The sequence below is a fragment of the Fodinibius roseus genome, assembly GCF_900129315.1.
Lineage (GTDB): Bacteria > Bacteroidota > Rhodothermia > Balneolales > Balneolaceae > Fodinibius > Fodinibius roseus.
This window is the reverse complement of sequence record NZ_FQUS01000055.1, coordinates 1-3,508: the sequence shown is the minus strand read 5'-3', so window position 1 is coordinate 3,508 and position 3,508 is coordinate 1. Positions and strand designations below refer to the sequence as shown.

General features: G+C 44.0%; 5 protein-coding genes. All 5 read right to left on the bottom strand.

Going from position 1 to position 3,508, the window contains the following annotated elements:
* Positions 1-192 precede the first annotated feature (192 nt).
* Positions 193-570: a hypothetical protein gene (locus BUB16_RS20945; protein ID WP_073068784.1), complete on the bottom strand. Its 378-nt coding sequence runs from the start codon at positions 568-570 to the stop codon at positions 193-195.
* 1 nt (position 571) lies between these two features.
* Positions 572-1,624, bottom strand: a complete 1,053-nt coding sequence (locus tag BUB16_RS20940; RefSeq protein WP_073068782.1) for a relaxase/mobilization nuclease domain-containing protein — start codon at positions 1,622-1,624, stop codon at positions 572-574.
* Positions 1,621-1,956 carry a plasmid mobilization protein gene (locus BUB16_RS20935; RefSeq protein WP_073068780.1) on the bottom strand — a complete coding sequence of 112 codons (336 nt, stop codon included), beginning with the start codon at positions 1,954-1,956 and terminating at the stop codon, positions 1,621-1,623. The genes BUB16_RS20940 and BUB16_RS20935 overlap by 4 nt, the downstream gene beginning before the upstream one ends.
* Before the next feature lie 275 nt (positions 1,957-2,231).
* Positions 2,232-3,044, bottom strand: a complete 813-nt coding sequence (locus tag BUB16_RS20930; RefSeq protein WP_073068778.1) for a helix-turn-helix domain-containing protein — start codon at positions 3,042-3,044, stop codon at positions 2,232-2,234.
* A 38-nt stretch (positions 3,045-3,082) separates the two neighbouring features.
* A partial coding sequence (locus BUB16_RS21130; RefSeq protein WP_084088494.1) for a helix-turn-helix transcriptional regulator occupies positions 3,083-3,508 on the bottom strand: 426 nt, incomplete at its 5' end.

Here is a 3,508-nt window from a genome sequence, read left to right as displayed (position 1 = left end):
ACCAGCTCTGGAAGAGCCAAACTCAGATGAGATTAACCTGACAACTAAAACCAACTTCTAACGGCTGACTGTCAGATCAAGTCGTGGCTATTACATATAAATATAGCGTGGTTGTAAGTCCGAAAATGAAAATGACATAAATATAAATTGTTAATCTAAGTTATGGTGTATACAAGTGGGAGTGGATTGATATTATCCACCTATAAAGCTTCGAATAGTAGCCCAGTATCGGGCGCAGATAAGTACCGCTGTTATGCCTCCAAGCAGGGACGCCAGGAAACAGGCCCCGTAGAACTTCCAGCTGCGACCCCGCTTAAAACGTTTAATTTCCTGCAGGGTCTTGTATTCGATACTGCTTAAGTTATCGCCTACTTTGCGGACAAGACGTTTATAGGTCTGCATCTGCTTGACCGCGTCTTTCATCACCCCATGGTTCTTTGCCATGATGCAATTCGTAGCCTCCCGCCATTCGTCTAGGTGCTCCGTAACGTCCCGGACCATTTGCTGACGTAACTCTTCGTGATTGGTTTCTTGCTGGTCTCGTAGTCGCTGCTTCATGTTTTTGCTCATATTAGTATCCTCTTCCTTGGCTTCGTTCTTGTTGTTTTAGTTGATTAATAATGGTGCTAGCTATCATACTGACGGCCTTAAAGGCTGGATTCTGGGAACTACTCACCGCAAGCAGGCTCTGCAGGGTGTTGTGGACCTTGCGGGCCGTGCCCAATGCCTTAAGCGTTTTCCCTATTCCCTTTTTAAAAGAACGAGCCCGCCGGTGCCTGCCAAGCCGGTGAGCTCGCTCGTAGCCCGCGAACGCGCGCTGTATATCCGTCAACTGTTTTCCTTGCTGTAATTCCTGTAAAGATTTAAACGGGCCAAACCGTTTTTCTAAACGTCCCATGCTAAAGTCCCGGCGGATCTTGGAGAGGTTTGTATATTCAAAACCGTCGGTGACCTTCCCGCCGGTGCCCCGGCTTCCCCGCTGGATCGTCAGGCCTTTCTCCGCTAATCGTTGGTGGAGCTCTTCCCAGCTTTCAGCTTCCCGGAAGTCATGTTCGGCCTGCTCCCGGATCAGCATATACAGGGGCGTTTCTCCCCTCTTGACCTGGGCGCATTCAAATTTGTTAAGGCTATTCCCATATTCGGGCTCTTGCTGTCCTTCCAGCTGGTGATGATGTCCGGGGACCTCTTTCCATCCATACTGGCGTTCGATCCTCCGCAGGCTTTTCTCGAGTTTGATGTAATCGCGATACCTATCCCACGCCGTACATGTTATTGGATGTACTCGGTTGACCATGATATGAAGATGCTTGTAGTCATGATCGTTATGAGCAACAAGCAGTGCCTGATGCTCCGCAAGTCCCAGGTCCCGAAGCGTTTGGGTTCCGGCCTCGATCATCTGCTGCCGAGTAGAGTTATCCGTTTCATCCCAGGAGAGACTATAGTGATAGATGGGTGCGTCCGTCTGACTATTTTGAGCTACCTTACGCATTTGGTCGATCACAAATTGTTGATCCGTACTGGCCAAGTGTCGAGCCTGTTTCCAGTCCACTCGCTTTGAATCTTTTCCCACCAAATAGTTGTGGGTCTTTAATATGCTCGTAGAATCACCGACTTTAGCAATCATATTCTATTTAACTGGGTTAAAATATTTCGATGCATATTCTTTATTAATTTTGCTTTGGGAACTTGGCCACTCTGATTTGCCACCTTAGCCATTTGATTTAGGTTGGCTCCAATCTTGTTGACTTCATAGCGAACCTTCAGGATATCCAGCAGTTCTTTTTTGTATTCAGAATCCATCAGAATTGCTCGACCAAAAGCTGAACAACTAATACCCACCATCTTTGCCATTTTTTTGATCGTAGCTTTTTCTCCTTCAGTGAGGTAGATCTTTAACAAGTGATCCCGCTTATGATCTGAATCTTTTTTGTTGCTGATGTTGTTGTTGTTTTCCATGATTCAATTGTTTTTTGGTTTACATTTAGAGCATCGCAGATGCGAAAAATCCCTCTACCTTTGGCCAATTCGCCTCGCGAATCTGGTACCAAAGGTACTTGCTTGCCACGCTTTTTCTTACGTCCTGTAGACCTATTAACGCTAATAGGCCATATTCCTCCTTTCCTCATACACGCCGCACTTCCAATCAGGACGCGTATCCAGGGAGGAGTTTCCCCCGGAAAGCTCCATGGATGCAAGCGGACGGATTGGATATATTGCCAGTAGAGGAAAAGCTAATCATACATGCGCCACTTGGGTTGACCTTTCGAGTCTTTGGCTTTCGGATCTATTTCAAACCGTTTATCTGTTCCCTGTTGCTCGAGTTCGCATTTCTTGCTATAGGTAATAAGCTTATAGGGTCGCCGGTTCATATCGTTTTTAATCGTCTGGGGATATCCGAAAAAACTTCTTGGATTATTCCGCAAATGGGGATAGTCTTCCTTGTAAAACTTCGCCTGACTTCGGTACTCGATGGCTTGCAAAAGATCAGCAACTGAAAAGTCTTTAGTGGCGTTGGAAATGGCCTCCAATAACTTTTTATCAGAATCATCTACTACTACCTTAAAGGTGTCATTCCAGCCCTCGATCACTTTCTTCATTGCTGGTGTGATTTCCGGTAAATTATCTATAGTAGTAGTCCTTCTTGTAATATTGCTACTACTACCAATATTATGGTGGCTATTTTTATCCTCCCCTGATTTGCTATTACTGTCTGGGGGATTAGGATCCTTATGTCCTCCCCGGGGGACAATACTGTCTATCCCAATAATTGATATCCTTCTTTCGGTGCCTTTAGCTGTTTCACTTAGGTGAACTTGGATATAGTCATTTTTTTTCAGCTGACTTATCCAACGACTAATAGTTCTTTTACTGACATCATAGAGATCTGCGAAATATTCATTCCGTGCAAACGCATACCCTTCTTTATTAGAAAGCGATGTAAGCTCTCCGTACATTAACTTTGCATTAGGGGTTAACGAATCGTCGTATCTAACTTTCGCGGGGATAATAGAATAGTATCCGGCTTTTACTTTGGACTTAGCCATAGTTAATAGGAATCTAATTGTTAAGGTGGGCTATTTATTTAATCTGTGGGACTGGGTTGTCCTTTACTTACAACTTCAGGACGTGTCTCAATGAATTTCTTTATATCTTTTTCACGCCAGCCTACAACTCTCTTGGATATTTGAATTCGAGAAGGTAACTCTCCTCGCTTTTGCATCCTCCAAATTGTCTGCTTGGATACCCCTAATATTTTAGCTAACTCTTGTTTTCTAATGACTCGCATAGTATCAGAATGTTTTGTTGTGATTGGTTCTGATACAACCTTTCCCATTTTTTGGAAAAATACTTCGAAGTTGGAGACAAATTTTTCTACTTCAAACTTTTTACCAAAACATACCTGTAAAACGGTCGCTTGTGCAAGTTTTTTTCTGTAAAAGTTACTCAGCCATAGCTGGTTGATGGATCTTCTTCGGAGGATCCTCCGAAGAAGATTTTTGTTTTTTCT